The 16,416-nt window shown below is 65.9% G+C and carries 16 protein-coding genes and 1 tRNA gene; 4 read left to right on the top strand and 13 right to left on the bottom strand.

Annotated features, from left to right (window positions below; translation table 11 throughout):
• Positions 1-31: 31 nt before the first annotated feature.
• The 3 genes from IE224_RS01590 to IE224_RS01600 are packed head-to-tail and all read right to left on the bottom strand — an operon-like array spanning position 32 to position 2,222.
• A complete protein-coding gene (locus tag IE224_RS01590; RefSeq protein WP_191307429.1) occupies positions 32-694 on the bottom strand; it encodes a thiamine diphosphokinase in 663 nt (220 codons plus the stop codon).
• A complete protein-coding gene (locus IE224_RS01595; protein WP_191307431.1) occupies positions 691-903 on the bottom strand; it encodes a DUF2842 domain-containing protein in 213 nt (70 codons plus the stop codon). The genes IE224_RS01590 and IE224_RS01595 overlap by 4 nt, the downstream gene beginning before the upstream one ends.
• 26 nt (positions 904-929) lie before the next feature.
• The gene (locus IE224_RS01600; RefSeq protein ID WP_191307433.1) at positions 930-2,222 is read right to left on the bottom strand and encodes an adenylosuccinate synthase; all 1,293 of its coding nucleotides are present in this window, start codon (positions 2,220-2,222) and stop codon (positions 930-932) included.
• A gap of 159 nt (positions 2,223-2,381) precedes the next feature.
• Here IE224_RS01600 and ftsY point away from each other — a divergent pair, with 159 nt between their 5' ends.
• Positions 2,382-3,425 carry a signal recognition particle-docking protein FtsY gene (gene ftsY / locus IE224_RS01605; protein WP_191307435.1) on the top strand — a complete coding sequence of 348 codons (1,044 nt, stop codon included), beginning with the start codon at positions 2,382-2,384 and terminating at the stop codon, positions 3,423-3,425.
• 66 nt (positions 3,426-3,491) lie between these two features.
• On the opposite strand, the gene hisG is transcribed toward ftsY, so the two are convergent.
• Genes hisG through hisS form a run of 3 tightly spaced genes read right to left on the bottom strand, consistent with a single transcriptional unit; the run spans position 3,492 to position 6,755 of the window.
• Positions 3,492-4,169, bottom strand: a complete 678-nt coding sequence (gene hisG, locus IE224_RS01610; RefSeq protein ID WP_191307437.1) for an ATP phosphoribosyltransferase — start codon at positions 4,167-4,169, stop codon at positions 3,492-3,494.
• The gene (locus IE224_RS01615) at positions 4,166-5,236 is read right to left on the bottom strand and encodes an ATP phosphoribosyltransferase regulatory subunit (RefSeq protein ID WP_191307439.1); all 1,071 of its coding nucleotides are present in this window, start codon (positions 5,234-5,236) and stop codon (positions 4,166-4,168) included. Before IE224_RS01615 ends, hisG begins: the two co-directional genes overlap by 4 nt.
• 1 nt (position 5,237) lies before the next feature.
• Complete coding sequence (hisS, locus tag IE224_RS01620) at positions 5,238-6,755, bottom strand: histidine--tRNA ligase (protein ID WP_191307441.1); 1,518 nt, start codon at positions 6,753-6,755, stop codon at positions 5,238-5,240.
• A 51-nt stretch (positions 6,756-6,806) separates the two neighbouring features.
• On the opposite strand from hisS, the gene IE224_RS01625 reads away from it, so the two are divergent.
• The gene (locus IE224_RS01625; protein WP_167622196.1) at positions 6,807-7,025 is read left to right on the top strand and encodes a SlyX family protein; all 219 of its coding nucleotides are present in this window, start codon (positions 6,807-6,809) and stop codon (positions 7,023-7,025) included.
• A gap of 58 nt (positions 7,026-7,083) precedes the next feature.
• On the opposite strand, the gene pgi is transcribed toward IE224_RS01625, so the two are convergent.
• From pgi to IE224_RS01650, 5 genes are read right to left on the bottom strand one after another with little or no spacing between them, the layout of a single operon-like run.
• Positions 7,084-8,694, bottom strand: a complete 1,611-nt coding sequence (pgi, locus tag IE224_RS01630) for a glucose-6-phosphate isomerase (RefSeq protein WP_191307443.1) — start codon at positions 8,692-8,694, stop codon at positions 7,084-7,086.
• Between the two features lie 21 nt (positions 8,695-8,715).
• Positions 8,716-9,387, bottom strand: a complete 672-nt coding sequence (gene pgl, locus IE224_RS01635) for a 6-phosphogluconolactonase (RefSeq protein WP_191307684.1) — start codon at positions 9,385-9,387, stop codon at positions 8,716-8,718.
• Between the two features lie 2 nt (positions 9,388-9,389).
• Positions 9,390-10,841 (bottom strand): glucose-6-phosphate dehydrogenase, encoded by a 1,452-nt coding sequence (zwf, locus tag IE224_RS01640; RefSeq protein WP_191307445.1) that lies wholly within the window; start codon positions 10,839-10,841, stop codon positions 9,390-9,392.
• Between the two features lie 60 nt (positions 10,842-10,901).
• Positions 10,902-11,441 (bottom strand): RSP_2648 family PIN domain-containing protein, encoded by a 540-nt coding sequence (locus IE224_RS01645; RefSeq protein ID WP_191307447.1) that lies wholly within the window; start codon positions 11,439-11,441, stop codon positions 10,902-10,904.
• Positions 11,441-12,634 carry an RSP_2647 family RNA methyltransferase gene (locus IE224_RS01650; RefSeq protein ID WP_191307449.1) on the bottom strand — a complete coding sequence of 398 codons (1,194 nt, stop codon included), beginning with the start codon at positions 12,632-12,634 and terminating at the stop codon, positions 11,441-11,443. Before IE224_RS01650 ends, IE224_RS01645 begins: the two co-directional genes overlap by 1 nt.
• A 150-nt stretch (positions 12,635-12,784) precedes the next feature.
• Between IE224_RS01650 and edd the strand changes: the two genes are divergently transcribed.
• Together edd and IE224_RS01660 are read left to right on the top strand one after the other, a co-directional pair.
• Positions 12,785-14,587, top strand: a complete 1,803-nt coding sequence (gene edd, locus IE224_RS01655; RefSeq protein ID WP_191307450.1) for a phosphogluconate dehydratase — start codon at positions 12,785-12,787, stop codon at positions 14,585-14,587.
• A gap of 47 nt (positions 14,588-14,634) precedes the next feature.
• Positions 14,635-14,724 (top strand) — tRNA-Ser (locus tag IE224_RS01660).
• 191 nt (positions 14,725-14,915) lie between these two features.
• Here the strand turns inward: IE224_RS01660 and IE224_RS01665 are convergent.
• A complete protein-coding gene (locus IE224_RS01665; protein WP_191307452.1) occupies positions 14,916-15,683 on the bottom strand; it encodes a hypothetical protein in 768 nt (255 codons plus the stop codon).
• Positions 15,680-16,108, bottom strand: coding sequence for a hypothetical protein (locus tag IE224_RS01670; protein ID WP_229849200.1), 429 nt, complete (start codon positions 16,106-16,108; stop codon positions 15,680-15,682). The genes IE224_RS01665 and IE224_RS01670 overlap by 4 nt, the downstream gene beginning before the upstream one ends.
• Positions 16,109-16,416: the final 308 nt, after the last annotated feature.

The following is a 16,416-nucleotide window of genomic DNA, read 5'->3' on the forward strand; positions in this document are numbered from 1 at the left end:
CGGCAACCGCCGCACGGGGCTTTGATCGGCTTCAGGCCGGCAGGCGCAGAGCCGTCATGACGGATGCCAGCGTGCTGCGCGGCAGCATCAGCAGCATCTTGCCTTCGATCCGCAAGGTGACGACGCCCTTCGCCATGTTCGAGGTTCCGACCCGCCCGCCCGGCGCGAACTCGATCCCCTCGATCGGCCATTCTAGCCCTGTGCTGATCCCGCGCGCCGGTCCCATGGGATACAGCGACACCCGCGTTCCCGGCATCAAGGGCAGCGTCAGCCGGGGCGGCGCCACGAAGACCACGTCGTCGGAAGCCAGCAGGATCACGAAGGGCCGGGGTGTGCTGGCCATGGTGGTCAGCGCCGACAGGGTGTGATCCAGCCGCAGACCGGCAAAGCCCACCGCCATGACGAAGGGCGCGGCAATGCGTGTCAGGCACTTGGCGAAATCGGTGCTGTCCTGTTCGGCCACATGATGGATCCGCCCCGAGGGGATCAGCTTCTGCGCCTGGGGCGTGATGCTGTCCAGATCCCCAATGACCCAATCCGGCGGCTGCCCCAAGGCCAGGGCCCGATCTGCGCCCCCATCCGCAGCCACCAGCATCGGCGCCACCGCCAGGGCAGTCTGCAGGTCATAGGCCGAAGCCGTGCCGCCCCCGATCACGGTAACCCCCCGGTCTGAAATGACCAGGGGCGGAATCATTCCCCGCGACCGACGCCAGAGAAGACGCGCTTGAAGGGCAGGATCCAGAGAATGCCAAGCCCCACGTACACGGCGACCTCGACCAGGATCGGCTGGCGGCCCAGGCGGGCGTCCATCCAGTTCACCAGGATGACCGCCGCCACGATGTAAAGCGGCAGGCCGATGACCAGGATCAGCAGCGACAGGCGTTTGCGTGTCTTCAGGTTCATCGCGTGCCCTTTCCTGCCCGCCCGCCTCAGTCCGAGAACGGATCCGTCACAAGGATCGTATCCTCCCGCTCGGGACTGGTCGAGAGCAGCGCGACCGGGCACTGGATCAGCTCCTCGACCCGGCGGACATACTTGATCGCCGCCGCCGGAAGATCGGCCCAGCTGCGCGCGCCTTGCGTCGATTCCTGCCAGCCTTCCATTTCTTCATAGATCGGCTTCACCTTGGCCTGCAATGCGGCCGCCGTCGGCAGGTAGTCATATTTCACGCCGTCGATCTCATACCCCACGCAGATCTTCAGCGTGTCGAACCCGTCCAGCACGTCCAGCTTGGTCAGCGCGATGCCGTTCACGCCGCTGATCGCGCAGGTCTGGCGCACCAGCACGGCGTCGAACCAGCCGCAGCGCCGCTTGCGCCCCGTGACGGTTCCGAATTCATGCCCGCGTTCGCCAAGACGCTGCCCGTCGCCGTCATGCAACTCGGTCGGGAACGGACCTTCGCCCACGCGGGTGGTATAGGCCTTCACGATCCCCAGCACGAAGCCGATGGCCGACGGACCCATTCCGGTCCCCGAAGCCGCCATCCCCGACATGGTGGTTGAGCTGGTGACATAGGGATAGGTGCCGAAGTCGATGTCCAGCAGCGACCCCTGCGCGCCCTCGAACAGGATGCGCTTTCCGGCCTTGCGGGCATCGGCCATGATCTTCCAGACCGGCTGGGCATAGGGCAGCAGCTTCGGCGCGATCTCCATCAGCTTGGCCTTCAGTTCCGCCCGGTCGATCGGTTCGGCGCCCAGACCCTGGCGCAGGGCGTCGTGATGGGCCAGCAGGCGGTCCAGCCGCGCATCCAACGTTTCCTCATCGCCCAGATCCGCCACGCGGATGGTGCGGCGGCCGACCTTGTCCTCGTATGCCGGTCCGATGCCGCGGCCGGTGGTGCCGATCTTGGCCTTGCCGGCCGCTTCCTCGCGCAGCTTGTCCAGATCCTGGTGCAAGGGCAGGATCAGCGGCGTGTTTTCCGCGATCATCAGGTTTGCCGTCGAAATCGCGACGCCCTGCCCAGCCAGCTTGTCGATTTCCGAAAACAGCGCCCAAGGGTCCAGCACCACGCCATTGCCGATCACGGCCAGCTTGTTCTCGCGCACGATCCCCGAGGGCAGCAGCGACAGCTTGAAGACCTTCTCGCCGATGACCAGCGTGTGCCCGGCATTGTGGCCGCCCTGGAAGCGGGCGATCACATCGGCCCGTTCCGAAAGCCAGTCGACGATCTTGCCCTTGCCCTCGTCGCCCCATTGCGCGCCGACAACCACCACATTGGCCATGAACGGTCCTTCCATTCCCCGAAAAATGTCCGGTGCAGGGTCTAGCGCAGGTCATGTCCGGGGGAAAGCAGCGATTTGCCCGGTACGGCTGGCCCGGCTGCCCTTTTCCTTTCGGGCCGCAGGGATTAGGTTCGCCGCTGGGCTGAAAAGGTGCAAAGCATGTCGTTCTTCTCGAAACTGCGCGAGCGGCTGACCCGGTCTTCCTCGAAGATCGGCGAAGGACTGGACGACATCGTCGATGCGCCCGCGTCTTCGCCCGAGACCCTGGCCGATACCCCGCTTTCGGCCCCCGTTTCGCCCGCAGCACCTGCCACCCCATCCGCGGGGATTGTCGGGCGGCTGTTCGGCACTGCCCCCGCCCGCCCCGAGGAACCGCGCCGTGCCCTTGACGACGCGATGCTCGAGGAGTTGGAGGACATGCTGGTCCAGGCCGATCTTGGGGTGGACACGGCGCTGCGCGTGACGGCCAACATTGCCGAAGGACGCATGGGCCGCCGCCTGTCGGCCACCGAACTCAAGGAGCTGCTGGCCGGTGAAATCACTCGCATCATGACCCCGGTCGCGCGCCCGCTGCCGCTTTACCCGAAAAAGCCGCAGGTCGTGCTGATCGTGGGCGTCAACGGCGCAGGCAAGACCACCACCATCGGCAAGCTGGCCAGCCAGTTCCGCGCGGCCGGCAAATCGGTGATGATCGCGGCGGGCGACACCTTCCGCGCGGCGGCGGTCGAACAGTTGCAGGTCTGGGGCCAGCGCGCGGGCGTGCCGGTTATGGTCGCCGCGCAGGGCAGCGACCCCGCGAGCCTCGCTTTTGATGCCATGACGCGCGCCGAAGCCGAAGGCGCGGACCTTCTGATGATCGACACCGCCGGCCGGTTGCAGAACCGCCAGGACCTGATGGAGGAACTGGCCAAGATCGTCCGCGTGATCCGCAAGAAGGATCCCTCGGCCCCGCATAACACCCTGCTGGTGCTGGACGCGACCACGGGCCAGAACGCGCTGAACCAGGTGGAAACCTTCCGGCAACTGGCCGACGTCTCGGGCCTGGTGATGACCAAGCTGGACGGCACCGCGCGCGGCGGGGTGCTGGTGGCCCTGGCCGACCGTTTCGGCCTGCCGATCCACGCCATCGGCGTAGGCGAACAGATCGACGACCTGGATGCCTTCGACGCCAATGATTTCGCCCGCGCGCTCGTCGGCCTCTGACGCTTCTTCGTTGCCCAAATATCCTCGGGGGAACGCGCGAAGCGCGTGGGGGCAGACAGCCCTCGGCTACGCTTCCACCCCAAGCTGCGCCAGAAACGGCCGCACATCACCAAGCGCCGCGCGGTTGGCGAACAGCGTGGCCTGCGACCGCAGGATTGGCTCCTCTCCCAGGATCTTCAGGTTGTTGGCCCGCAGCGTTTCTCCGGACGAGGTGATGTCGGCCACGGCTTCGGCGGTCTGGTTGGCGACCGTGCCCTCGGTCGCACCTTGCGAATCAACCAACTGGTAATCCGCCACCTCGTGATGGGCCAGCCAGGCGCGCACCAGGCGGTGATACTTGGTGGCGATCCGCAGCCGGAAGCCATGGACGGCGCGAAAATCACGGGCGATAGACGCAAAATCGTCCAGGTCCTCGCAATCGCGCCAACATTCCGGCACGGCCAGGATCAGGTCGGCATGGCCGAAGCCCATGGGCGCGACCTCGACCACATCCGACCGCCATCCTGCCAGCTTCTCGCGCACCAGGTCGGTGCCGGTCACGCCCAGTTCGATCCGTCCTGCGGCAAGCTCTCGCGGGATCTCGCCCGCCGACAGCAGGACCAGCGACACCCCCTCCGCACCCTCGACCCGGCCCGCATATTCGCGATCCGAGCCGCTGCGCGACAGCGCCACGCCGCGTGAGGCAAACCAGTCGAAGGTCTGCTCCATCAGCCGCCCCTTGGACGGCACCCCCAGCCGTATCATCGCGCGGCCTCCAGTTCGGCGACAAGGCCGGGGCGGATGATGCCGCCCACGGCGGGGATCGCACGGCCGCCGCGCCCCAGGACGGCCGTCAGCGCGTCATAGCGCCCGCCCGAGGCGACAGGCGGCCAGGCCGGGCGATCAGGTGCGACGAAGCTGAAGGTAAAGCCGTCGTAGTATTCCATCGTCTGGCGCCCATGGCTTGCGTCGAACAGGATCGCGTCAGGGGCGACGCCCTGGGCCAACAGCATCGCCATCCGCTCCTCGATGCGCAGGACCGCCGGCCCCAGCTCGGTCCATTCCGCAACCAGGTCCCGCAGCTTTGCCAAGGCCCCTGGCAGCGGCGCACGAACCGCAAACAGCCGCTCGAGCCGCGCGATCCAGGCTGGATCAAGCGGCTGCGCGTGCCGGTCTGCCAGCAGCCGGTCGATCCGGGCCTGCATCTCATCCTCGCCCCGAAGCCCGGCCCACGGCGCGCTTGTCGAGGGAAGATCACGCGCCTCGGCGGGCCGAGAGAACCGCGCCAGCAGCCGCGCAAAGCGGCGGGGCCGCCACAGGTGATGCAGCAGGGCATCGCGGCGGGCGCCCGACAGCGGCAGCGCCCGGACCGCATCCATCAGCAGCCCCGTGTCGCCCGTCACAGCCTGCAGGCCATATGGGGCCAGCAGCCGGTGGAACAGCCCGAAGACCTCGGCATCGGCCTCTCGGTCATGAGCGAACAGCTCGAACCCCGCCTGCAGGTATTCGTTGTCACGCGGATTGGCAGGGCGCTCCTCGCCCGGATCCTGCTTGCGAAAGACCTCGCCCAGATAGCAGTATCGCGCGGGTTCCGCCCCGCCCGCCATGTGCCTCTGCACCACCGGCACGGTGAAGTCGGGCCGCAGCATCACCTCGCCCCGCAAGGGATCGGTCGAGGTATAGGCGCGCGCGCGGATATCCTCGCCATACAGATCCAGCAGCGTATCGGCGGGCAGCAGGATGTCGGGCGCGACCTCGGCGGCGCCGGCCTCGCGGAAGGCCGCCAGGAAGCGCTGGCCGATGGCCTGCTTGTCGCGCTTGGGGATAGTCATACTACAGCTTCGCCATTGGCTTGGAAACGTGTTGTATGTTGTGAAGGATTTGAAGCACTCCCCGGACCAATTCTGAACGCGAAATCTCAACTTGTGTGGGGTTAGACTTCCACTCTTCCAGCGACGCTATACCTGCTATTTTTGCGCCCAGGACCAGATCCTTGACCTGCACGACACCGCGCGCAGCTTCGTCCGCGCCCTGGATGATCGCCACCGGCGCGCCGCGCTTGTCGGCATATTTCAACTGGTTGCCGAAGTTCTTGGGGTTGCCCAGATAAACCTCGGCCCGGATGCCCGCCGCGCGCAACTCGGACGCCATGGCCTGGTAGTCTGCCATCCGGTCGCGGTCCATCACCGTGACGACCACCGGCCCCTGCGCCTCGGCCCCCGCCAACCCCTTGGCGCGCAAGGCGGCCAGCAGCCGGTCCACGCCAATGGACACCCCGGTCGCGGGCACCTTCTGGCCCGTGAAGCGTTCGACCAACCCGTCATATCGCCCGCCGCCCGCGACCGAACCGAACTGCCGCTTGCGGCCCTTCTCGTCCAGGATCTCGAAGGTCAATTCGGCCTCGAAGACCGGACCGGTGTAATAGCCAAGCCCCCGCACGATCGAGGGATCGATGACCGCCCGATCCTCGGCCACGCCCATCGCGGCCAGCATGTCGGCGATCTGGGCCAGTTCCTCCACGCCCTCTGCCCCGACAGCCGAAGCGCCGACCGCCAAGCGCAAATTCCCCAGTGTCGCCGCGTTGTCCGCGCCTTTCGAGGTCAGGAAGGCCAGCACTGGCTGGGCCTGCGCCTCGCTCAACCCAACCCCCTCGATCATGGCGCCGCTGTCGTCCTTGCGGCCCGTGGTCAGCAGCGCCAGCACGCCGTCGCGGCCAACCTTGTCGAACTTGTCGATCTGGCGCAGCACATCCTCGGCCTGCTCGGCGCGGACCTCAGCGGCCTCCAGTACGCCGTTCAGCACCTTGCGGTTGTTGATCCGGACGATGTAGTCGCCCCGTGCAATGCCTACAGCCTCCAAGGCATCGGCTAGCATCGCGCAGATCTCGGCATCCGCCGCGACTGACGCCGACCCCACCGTATCCGCGTCGCATTGATAGAACTGCCGGAACCGCCCCGGCCCCGGCTTCTCGTTCCGCCAGACCGGACCCATGGCATAGCGGCGATAGGGCGACGGCAGGTCGTTGCGGAACTGCGCCGCCACCCGCGCCAGGGGCGCCGTCAGGTCGTATCGCAAGGCCAGCCAGTCGCCCGACCCGCCGCCGGGCACGGCTTCCTCTTGCCAGGCAAAGACGCCGGCGTTGGGGCGATCCACGTCGGGCAGGAACTTGCCCAGGGCCTCGACCGTCTCGACGGCGCTGGTTTCCAGGGGATCGAAGCCATGGCGGTGATAGATTTCGGCGATCCGGTCCAGCATCGCCTTGCGTTCCGTCACATCCGCGCCGAAATAGTCGCGAAAGCCCTTGGGCGTTTCCGCCTTGGGACGGGGTTGTTTTTTCTGATCTTTCGCCATGGTCCTGCCTTTCCGGCCAAATCCGTGGCTGCCTTAACCGAAGGGGCCGATATGGACAAGGATAGCGAAACGCGAATCCGCCAGCTTGAAGAAGCGCTGGCGCACCTGACACGCGTGACCGACGACCTGCACGAGGTCATCGCCCGCCAGGACGGCGAAATCGCGCTGCTGACCCGCCGGGTCGAAATGCTGATGCGTTTCGCCGCCGAACAGCAGGCCGATGCCGAAGGCACCATCCCCTTGGCCGATCAGCGCCCGCCGCATTGGTAACATCTTCTGTGGGGAAATATCCCGCGGGGGTCCGGAGGCGCGAAGCCCCCGGCCTTTTCTACCCGCGCATCCGCCGGAAGACCTGCGCCAGATGCTCGGTGGATGCATCATGCCCCGGCGCGTCCTCGCCCTTCAGCAGCGGCTCGACCTTCAGCGCCAGTTCCTTGCCAAGTTCCACACCCCATTGGTCGAAGCTGTTGATCCCCAGGATTACGCCCTCGACGAAGACCCGGTGTTCGTAAAGCGCGACGATCTGGCCCAGGGTGAAGGGCGTCAGCTGTTCGATCAGCAGCGTGGTCGAGGGCCGGTTGCCGGGGAACACGCGGTGTCGCGCCTGACGGTCCAGTTCCGCGCCTTCCAGCCCCTTGGCCTGCATCAGCGCGCGCGCTTCCTCCCGCGTGCGGCCGCGCATCAGGGCCTCGGACTGGGCCAGGCAGTTGGCGGCCAGCAGGATGTGGTGATGCGCCAGGTCGGGCTCGTGTCCCTTGGCGGCGAGGATGAATTCGCAGGGAACAGGGGTCGTGCCCTGGTGGATCAACTGATAGAAGGCGTGCTGGCCGTTGGTGCCGGGTTCGCCCCAGACGACTGGGCCCGACACCACCGTCAGGTCGGTCCCGTCCATCGCCACGCGCTTGCCGTTCGACTCCATCTCAAGCTGCTGCAGATAAGCGGGCAGCCGCAGCAGGCGGTTGTCATAGGGCAAGACGGCGCGTGTGGGATAGCCGCAGATCTGGTGGTGCCAGATGCCGACCAGTGCCAGCAGCACCGGCAGGTTTTCCGCCAAGGGCGCGGCGCGGAAATGGGCGTCCATCGCCGCACCGCCCGCCAGGAATTCGTCAAAGCGTTCGTCGCCGATGGCCAGCATCAGCGACAGCCCGATCGGCCCCCAGACAGAATAGCGCCCGCCGACCCAGTCCTCGAAGCCGAAGACGCGCGACGGATCGATCCCGAACTCGGCCGTCTTGCCCGTGGCCGAGGACAGCGCCACGAACTGCGCGGCCGGGTCGGTCACGATGCGGCCCATCCAGTCGCGGGCGGTCTGGGCATTGGTCATCGTCTCGATGGTGGTGAAGGTCTTGGACGCGACGATGACCAGGGTGGTGGCCGGATCCAGTCCCTTCAGCGTGTCGGCGATGTCGGCGCCGTCCACGTTGCTGACGAAATGGCAGCGCGGCCCGTCATGATAGGGGGCCATCGCCAGAACCGCCATGTAGGGGCCAAGATCCGACCCGCCGATGCCGATATTGACCACATCGGTGATCTTTCCCCCCTGCCCCGTGAAGGCGCCGGACCGGACGTCGCGGGCGAAATCGGCCATGCGGTCATGCGTTTCGCGCACGGCGGGCATCACCTCCTGGCCGTCCACCACCACGCTGCCCCGCAGGTTGCGCAGGGCGGTGTGCAACACGGCACGGCGTTCGGTCTCGTTGATCTTCTCGCCCGTGAACATCGCCTCGCGGCGGGCCGCCACATCGGCACCTTCGGCCAAGGCCATCAGCAGGTCGCGCGCGCTTGCATCGATCAAGGTCTTGGACCAGTCGAAGACCATCCCGTCAGCCGTGGTGCAGAACGTGCTGGCACGGTTTGGATCGGCGTCGAACAGGTCAGAGATCCGGCTGTCGCCTTGCGCCTGACGATGAGATTTCAGGCGGGTCCAGATGTCGGTCATTTTGAAGGCTCCTTCGGGCGCCTATTCGGCCCAGTGAACGGTCGCGATATCCAGGAAGGCACGGATCGGCGCCTCGATCGGGTCCAGCTTCTGCGCCCGTTCAAGCGCCTCGCGCTTTTCCGGGCCCATGATCAGGACATGCAAGTTCATCGCGTCGGCAAGCGCAGGCCGGGTCAAGGTGATGCGCGGTTCCTCGGCCCCTTCGGCCCGGATCGGCAGGACAAGGGGCGCGTCGGCCGCCAGCCCCTCGGCCAGGCGGTCGGCGCCCGGAAACAGGCTGGCCGTGTGCATGTCGTTGCCCATGCCCAGCAGGACGACGGTAATCGGCAGGTGCGGCCGGATCGCGTCGGCCAGCGAAGGCGCGGCCTCGTCCGGGGTCGGATCCCCGGTGTACAGGTCGATATACCGGGCGGCCGCTGCCCGGTCGCGCAGCAGGTGGCGGCGCAGAAGGCGGCCGTTCGACCGCTTGTGTTCCCCGTCCACCCAGCGTTCGTCGCCCGGAAAAACCGTCACGCGCCCCCAGTCGATATCCGCCCCGCTCAGCGTCTCGAACACCAGCGTCGGTGACGTGCCGCCTGGCACGCAGAGGCTGGCCTTCTCCCCCGTCCGCAGCTGCTGCGCCAGTTGCGATGCCATCTGGTCGGCCAGCGACAGGGCCAGCATCTCTCGGTCGGGGTATTCCTTGAGTTCCATCGTCATGCGCGGATTTCCCTCCATCGGCGGTTGTCGCGATGCAGCAGACGCAACGCTTCTTCGGGCCCCGAGGATCCCGCGTCATAGGGTTCGGGCCGCCGCTTGCTGTCTTCCCAGGCGGCGATGATCGGATCGGTCCATGCCCAGGCGGCCTCGACCTCGTCCCCCCGCATGAACAGCGTCTGGTTGCCGCGGATCACGTCCATGATCAGCCGTTCATAGGCGTCGGGCATATCGCTGCCATCGGCGCCCAGCGCATCGGCGAAGGACATGTCCAGCGGCACCTGCACCAGCCGCATCCCTCCCGGCCCCGGTTCCTTGATCATCACCTTGAGGTTCATACCCTCGTTCGGTTGCAGGCGGATGACAAGCTCGTTCGCCTTGGGCGCGCCGCTGTCGTCGAAGATCGAGTGGGGCGGTTCACGGAAGACGATGGCGATCTCGCTTGTCCGGGCCCGCAGTTTCTTGCCGGTGCGCAGATAGAAGGGCGTGCCCTGCCAGCGCCAGTTCGAGATGCAAACCTTCATCGCGACATAGCTTTCGGTCCGCGAATCCGGGTTTTCCGAATCTTCGATGTAGCCGGTCGACTTGCCGTCCGCCTGATACTGCCCCCGCACGATGTCGCCCGGTTCGACGGGCTGCAGGGCGCGGATCACCTTAAGCTTTTCATCGCGCACGGCATTGGGGTCGAAGTGATAGGGCGGCTCCATCGCGATCAGGCACAGAAGCTGCATCATGTGGTTCTGCACCATGTCCCGGATCGCGCCGGACTTGTCGTAATAACTGCCGCGCCCGGCCACGCCCACGGTCTCCGCGACCGTGATCTGGACGTGATCGACGTATTGCGAATTCCACAGCGGCTCGAACAGGATATTGGCAAATCGGACGGCCATCAGGTTCTGGACGGTTTCCTTGCCCAGGTAATGGTCGATCCGGTAGATCTGCTCTTCCCGGAAATGGCACGCCAGCGTCGCGTTCAAGGCGCGCGCGGTTTCCAGGTCGCGGCCGAAAGGCTTTTCCACCACGATGCGGCTGTTCTCATCAGCGATCCCGTGGCTGGCAAGGCGGCTGGCGATATCGCCAAACAAGGCGGGCGCGACCGAGAAGTAGAAGGCATGGACTGCACCGGGGCGCATCCGCGACTTCAGATGGGCCCAGCCGCCGTCGCCCTTGGCGTCGATGGGCGTATAGCCCAGCAGATCCAGGAACTGCTTCAGATGCGGGTCGTCGGCCGCGACGCCTCCGAACTCCTGGACGGCCTTTGCGGCTTCGGCCCGGAAGGCCGCGTCATCCTGTTCCGTGCGGGCCGCGCCGATGATGCGCGAGGTCGCGGGGATTTGCCCTGCCACGAAACGGCGGTACAGGCCGGGCAGGATCTTGCGCTGCGCCAGATCGCCGGTGGCACCAAAGATGACCAGATCGAAATCATCGACCGGAATGACGCGTGAAACCATGCTGTCCTCCTTGCGGTTGGGGATCGCCATATCTTTCGTTAGCGTTAACAGCACCTCGGATCAACCTTTCAGCGTCTTGGCCAGCCGTGGCAGTCGACTGCGTTTCAGCATGACCGGCACCGTCATGTCACCCCCCATCGCCGCAGCCTTGTCACGCGCGGCAACCACGGCCGCAGTCACGCCGCTGCGATCTTGGGCCAACAGGTCCAGCAGGAAGGCATCGGGATGGATCGCCCGCAGGCCCAGCCCCGCCATCAGGCCTTGCGGAAAGTCACGCAGGTTCGCGGTCACCACCAGCGACGCGCTGCCAGCCAGGGCGGCTTCGACAACATGGCGGTCGGCGGGGTCCGGAAAGTGCAGATCGATCGCGCGTATCCCGTCATCGGGAACCTGGGCTGCGGGAAAGCGGGTTCGCAGCAAGGCGATCTCGGCCCCCGCCACGGCGTCCTGGTCGGAACCCAGCCGGGCGGCTGCATGGCGCCATTCGTCCAGGATCCGCGCCGACCACAGGGGCGTGAACAGGCCCGCCCCTGCAAGATCGGTCAGGATCTCTCGCAGGATGGTCGGGAACAGGACATTGGCGTCAAGAACCGCGCGCATCAGTCCAGCCGGAAGAACAGCGCCTTGAGATAGCCCGTCTCGGCCAGTTGCGGCAGCATCGGATGATCGGGACCGGCCTGCCCGGTGTGGATCAGCACGCCCCTGCGCCCGCCGCGCCCGATCCCGCGCGCGCTGACATTGCGAAAGGCCGTCAGGTCGGCGGCGTGCGAGCAACTGCACAGCACCAGATAGCCGCCGGGCGCGACCAGCGGCGCAGCCAGCTTGGCGACGCGTTCATAGGCGCGCAGACCAGCCTCCAACGCAGGTTTTGCGGGTGCGAAGGCGGGCGGGTCGCAGACCACCACGTCGAAGCGGCGGCCCTCGTCGGCCATCTTCTCCATCGCCTTGAAGGCATCGGACTGGATCGTCTCAAGCCGGCCTGATGCATCCATCCGCACCGCGCCGCCCTTGGCCAGGTCAAGCGCCGCCGCGCTGCCATCGACGCAGGTCGCCCGCACCGCACCGGCCGCCAGGGCGGCCAGGCCGAAGCCGCCGACATGGCTGAACACGTCCAGCACGGACGCGTCCTTCGCCAGCCGCTGCGCAAAGGCTTGGTTCGGGCGCTGATCAAAGAACAGGCCTGTCTTCTGCCCACCCATCAGATCGGCCAGATAGGTCGCGCCGTTCATGGGCACTGCCACGGGTTCTGTCGGCGCCTCTCCGCGCAGAACCTCCATCCGTTCCTCAAGCCCTTCCAGGCCGCGCGCGCGACCCTGCCCGTTCAGGATCACCGTCGTCACACCCGCAACCTCGGCCAAGGCATCGGCGATCTGCGGGGCCATACGGTCAGCCCAGGCTGCATTCGGCTGGATCACGGCAGCATCCCCGAAGCGGTCGATCACCAGGCCCGGCAGGCCGTCCGATTCGGCGTGGACCAGGCGATAGAAGGGCGCGTCGTAAAGCCGCTCACGCATCTGCAACGCGCGCGCCAACCGGGTCTTCAGCCAGTTCCCGTCAATCAGCGCCTGCGGATCGGCATCCATCATCCGGCCGACGATCTTCGAGTTGGGGTTCACCGTGACCAGCCCAAGCGGCTTGCGCTCGGCATCCTCCAGCACGGCAAAACCCCCTGCCGGGATCGCGCGACTGCGACGATCCAGCACGGCCTCGTCGGCAAAGACCCAAGGGAAGCCGTGGCGGATCGCCTGGGGCTTGGACTTCGGGCGCAGGCGCAGAACAGGCAGGTCGGTCATGGGGTGATCCTTTCGCGCAGGGATCTGGCACGCCACCCTGCCCTGCACAAGGCCGCACGCGGCGGCATGGCGGTGGAAAGACGCAAGGCGACAAGGAATGTTGAACCGTTAACGCTAACGGACTATATTTCCGTCAAGAAGGAGCCAGCCATGACCATGCACGCCACCATCGACCGCGTCACCGACCGGATCCGCGCCCGGTCCCGCCACAGCCGTGACGCCTATCTGACCAAGATCGCCCGCGCGGCCGAGGAAGGCCCCCGGCGCGCGCATCTGTCCTGTGGCAACCAGGCCCATGCCTATGCTGCAATGCCCGACAAGGACGACCTGGCGCTGTCGCGCAAGCCGAACATCGGGATCGTCACGGCCTATAACGACATGCTGTCTGCCCATCAGCCCTATGAGCGTTATCCAGACCTCATCCGCCGCGCGGGCAACGCCGCGGGCGCCACGGTGCAGGTCGCGGGCGGCGTGCCCGCGATGTGCGACGGCGTGACCCAGGGCCGCGCGGGGATGGAGTTGTCGCTGTTTTCCCGCGACGTGATCGCGCTTGCCGCAGGCGTGGCGCTGTCCCACGACTGCTTCGACTCGGCGATCTATCTGGGCGTCTGCGACAAGATCGTGCCGGGCCTGGTCATGGCGGCAGCGACCTTCGGCCATATCCCGGCGGTGTTCCTGCCTGCGGGCCCCATGCCCTCGGGCCTGCCGAACGACGAAAAGTCCCGCGTACGCCAACAGTTCGCGGCGGGCGAGGTCGGGCGTGACGCGCTGATGGCGGCCGAGATGGCGTCCTATCACTCCCCCGGCACCTGCACCTTCTACGGCACCGCCAACAGCAACCAGATGCTGATGGAGTTCATGGGCCTGCACCTGCCCGGTTCCAGCTTCGTGAACCCGAACACACCCCTGCGCGAGGCGCTGACGGTGGCGGGCGTCCAACGCGCGGCAGCGATCACCCGGCTGGGCAACGACTACCTTCCGGCGGGCGAGGTTCTGGACGAAAAGGCCTTCGTCAACGGCATCGTCGGCCTGATGGCCACGGGCGGGTCCACGAACCTTGTCATGCACATTCCCGCCATGGCCAAAGCCGCAGGCATCCAGATCGACATCGAGGATTTCAACGACATCTCGGAATCCGTGCCGCTGATGGCGCGGGTGTATCCCAACGGACTGGCAGACGTGAACCACTTCCACGCGGCAGGCGGCATCGGCTACATGATCGGGCAACTGCTGGATGCGGGTCTGCTGCATCCCGACGTCAAGACCATCAACGGCACCGGCCTGGACGGCTATACGGCGGAACCCAAGCTGGACGGCGACGGCATCCGCTGGGACCAGGGTGTGCGCGAGTCGCTTAACGACCGCATCTTGCGCCCCGCCAGCAATCCCTTCGCGGCGACGGGGGGGCTGAAGCAACTGAACGGCAACCTGGGCCGGGGCGTCATCAAGATCAGCGCCGTGGCCGAGGAACGCCATGTCATCGAAGCAAAGGCCCGCGTCTTCGACGACCAGGAACAGGTGAAGGCCGCCTTCAAGGCGGGCGAGTTCACCGAGGACACCGTGGTCGTCGTCCGCTTCCAGGGCCCGCGCGCGAACGGCATGCCGGAACTGCACTCGCTGACGCCGGTACTGGCCGTGCTGCAGGACCGTGGCCTGCGCGTGGCCCTGCTGACGGATGGCCGCATGTCCGGCGCCTCGGGCAAGGTGCCCGCAGCCATCCATGTCTCGCCCGAGGCTTCCGTTGGCGGCCCCCTTGCCCGGCTGCGCGACGGCGACCTGATCCGCCTGGACGCCAGAACCGGCCGGATCGACTGCCTTGCCCCCGATTTTGAGGATCGCCCGGCAGTGGCCCATGATCCCGCGCCCAGCAGCGAGGGCATGGGCCGCGAATTGTTCGCCGCCTTCCGCGCCGTGGCCGGCCCCGCGACCGAAGGCGCGGGCGTCGTCGTCTGAACGATGGACCTTGGCATTCGCCATGCCAGGGTTTAACCCGTCCCGACGGAGCAGTGGCCGAGTGGTCGAAGGCAGCGGTCTTGAAAACCGCCGGGCCAGTGATGGTTCCGTGGGTTCGAATCCCACCTGCTCCGCCAGTCACACCCCATTAAGCATCTGTTTTTATTGCTAATATTGGCTATTTCGTCGAGCATCTTCCACCGTTCCTTCCCCCACCTGAAGTCGGAAGCCTGGGGAACATCGGGGAATCATCTGCAACAGGTTTAGTGGATTTCTGGTGTGGTCATGGCCCACACTGGAGCCCCCGACCGAAGCCGGGGGCCTGAGATCAGGCATTCAGGCTCTCAAGCATCGCCTGACCCAATAGGCCGGCCATGCTGTCGCTGTTCTCGATGGTGTCGGTCATCGCCGCCATACACTGGTCATATCGATGCATACGGTTGAGGGCAGCACATGCCTGCGCCTTGATCGTCAAGCCCTCAGATGTGTGTGACGGTTCAGTCAGAACTCTGCGGATAAAGGCAAACAAAGCCTCCCTTGTTTTGATGCGCGCCACATGGATAGCATCAAAGTTGCTTTCAGTCCTGACGCGCTCACGCTCTGCAAGATACCCGGGCAGCAATGCCAGCCCCAATTCTGCGTCCTGTATCTCTTGATACCGATACTGTCGAAACGACTTGCCCCAAGACCTTTTGCGCTTGTCGTCCTTTGCCAAGGCTTCGCGGGCTCGTTCAATGTCGCACTCCATTTCCTCGGCAGACTTGATATACCAAGTGCATGTCTCGCCTTCTCGCCGCAGTCCCGCGCCGGTCAAGTCGCGCTCCAGTTCGCGGTTGTAGCCGCTTGCGCCATATTTGTTGCAGCAGACATCAGGGGCCAGCGGCCACTGGGGCGCCCATTCTGCCCATGCGGCCTGCCATGCGCGCAGAGCATCTTGATAAGCCTGCTCAGTCTTTGGCAGATCGGCACCCAGCGCCAGCAGGGTCGGGTTCTCAGTCTGCGTGGGAAGGTCCACCGTGGCCCCGGCTGCCGCAACAGGGGCCGCTACAACGGCCATAGCCAGCGGTGCGTGGGTAAGAAACTGACGCCGTTTCATGCCGCACCCTCCAAACGCAGGGCCTCGGCCAACTCGCCGCAAGCCCAGTCGATCGCCAAGGACGGGATGCCAAACTGCCCTCCTTCCGGTGCCTGCTTGTCGATGACATTGGCGAAGTTGCGCATGATCCGCATGGCTTCCCGGATGCGCTGGACAGTCGGCCGTTCATCGGTGGCCGGCTCACCCCATGGCCGGTCATTGCGACGGCGGGCGGCAAGAATCTCCATCGCGGCCTGCAGCTGGACCTCGCAATTTGCAAAGAAAAGGCCGTCGAAGTCTTGAGGCCTGTCGCCGAGCGAGTCTTTTGCCAGATCAATAAAGTCGGACAGTTCGTTCCATCGCTGGACGGACAGCATGGCGCTTGCGCAAGGCTGCTTGATGTTCTGATAAGTCATATCAATTCTCACTGGTGAAGGGCTTCTCACGGCCCTCGCCGTGCGTCGGACACGGCAGCCGGGGGGTGAGAACTTGCCAGTGAGACAAGCCAAACGCTTTTAAGGTTTTACCCTCTGGACATGACGTCTGACCCCGGCCATAGTGGTGGCCGAGTTGGGACGCCCGCCAAGGCGTTCTTCCTGTGAAGCGCGGCCCGCCAAGGCTTTGCTCCACGTCACAAGTCGAAGCGCGCCAACGCTGACTTGCCTATCACTGGTCCGGGTTCTCACGCCCACTGACCACGCTACACGCTATTGATGGTTAAGATCAAGCGTTCCCTTCAGGGAGCCGCTTGACT

The organism is Paracoccus aerius (assembly GCF_014656455.1).
Classification (GTDB): Bacteria; Pseudomonadota; Alphaproteobacteria; order Rhodobacterales; family Rhodobacteraceae; genus Paracoccus; species Paracoccus aerius.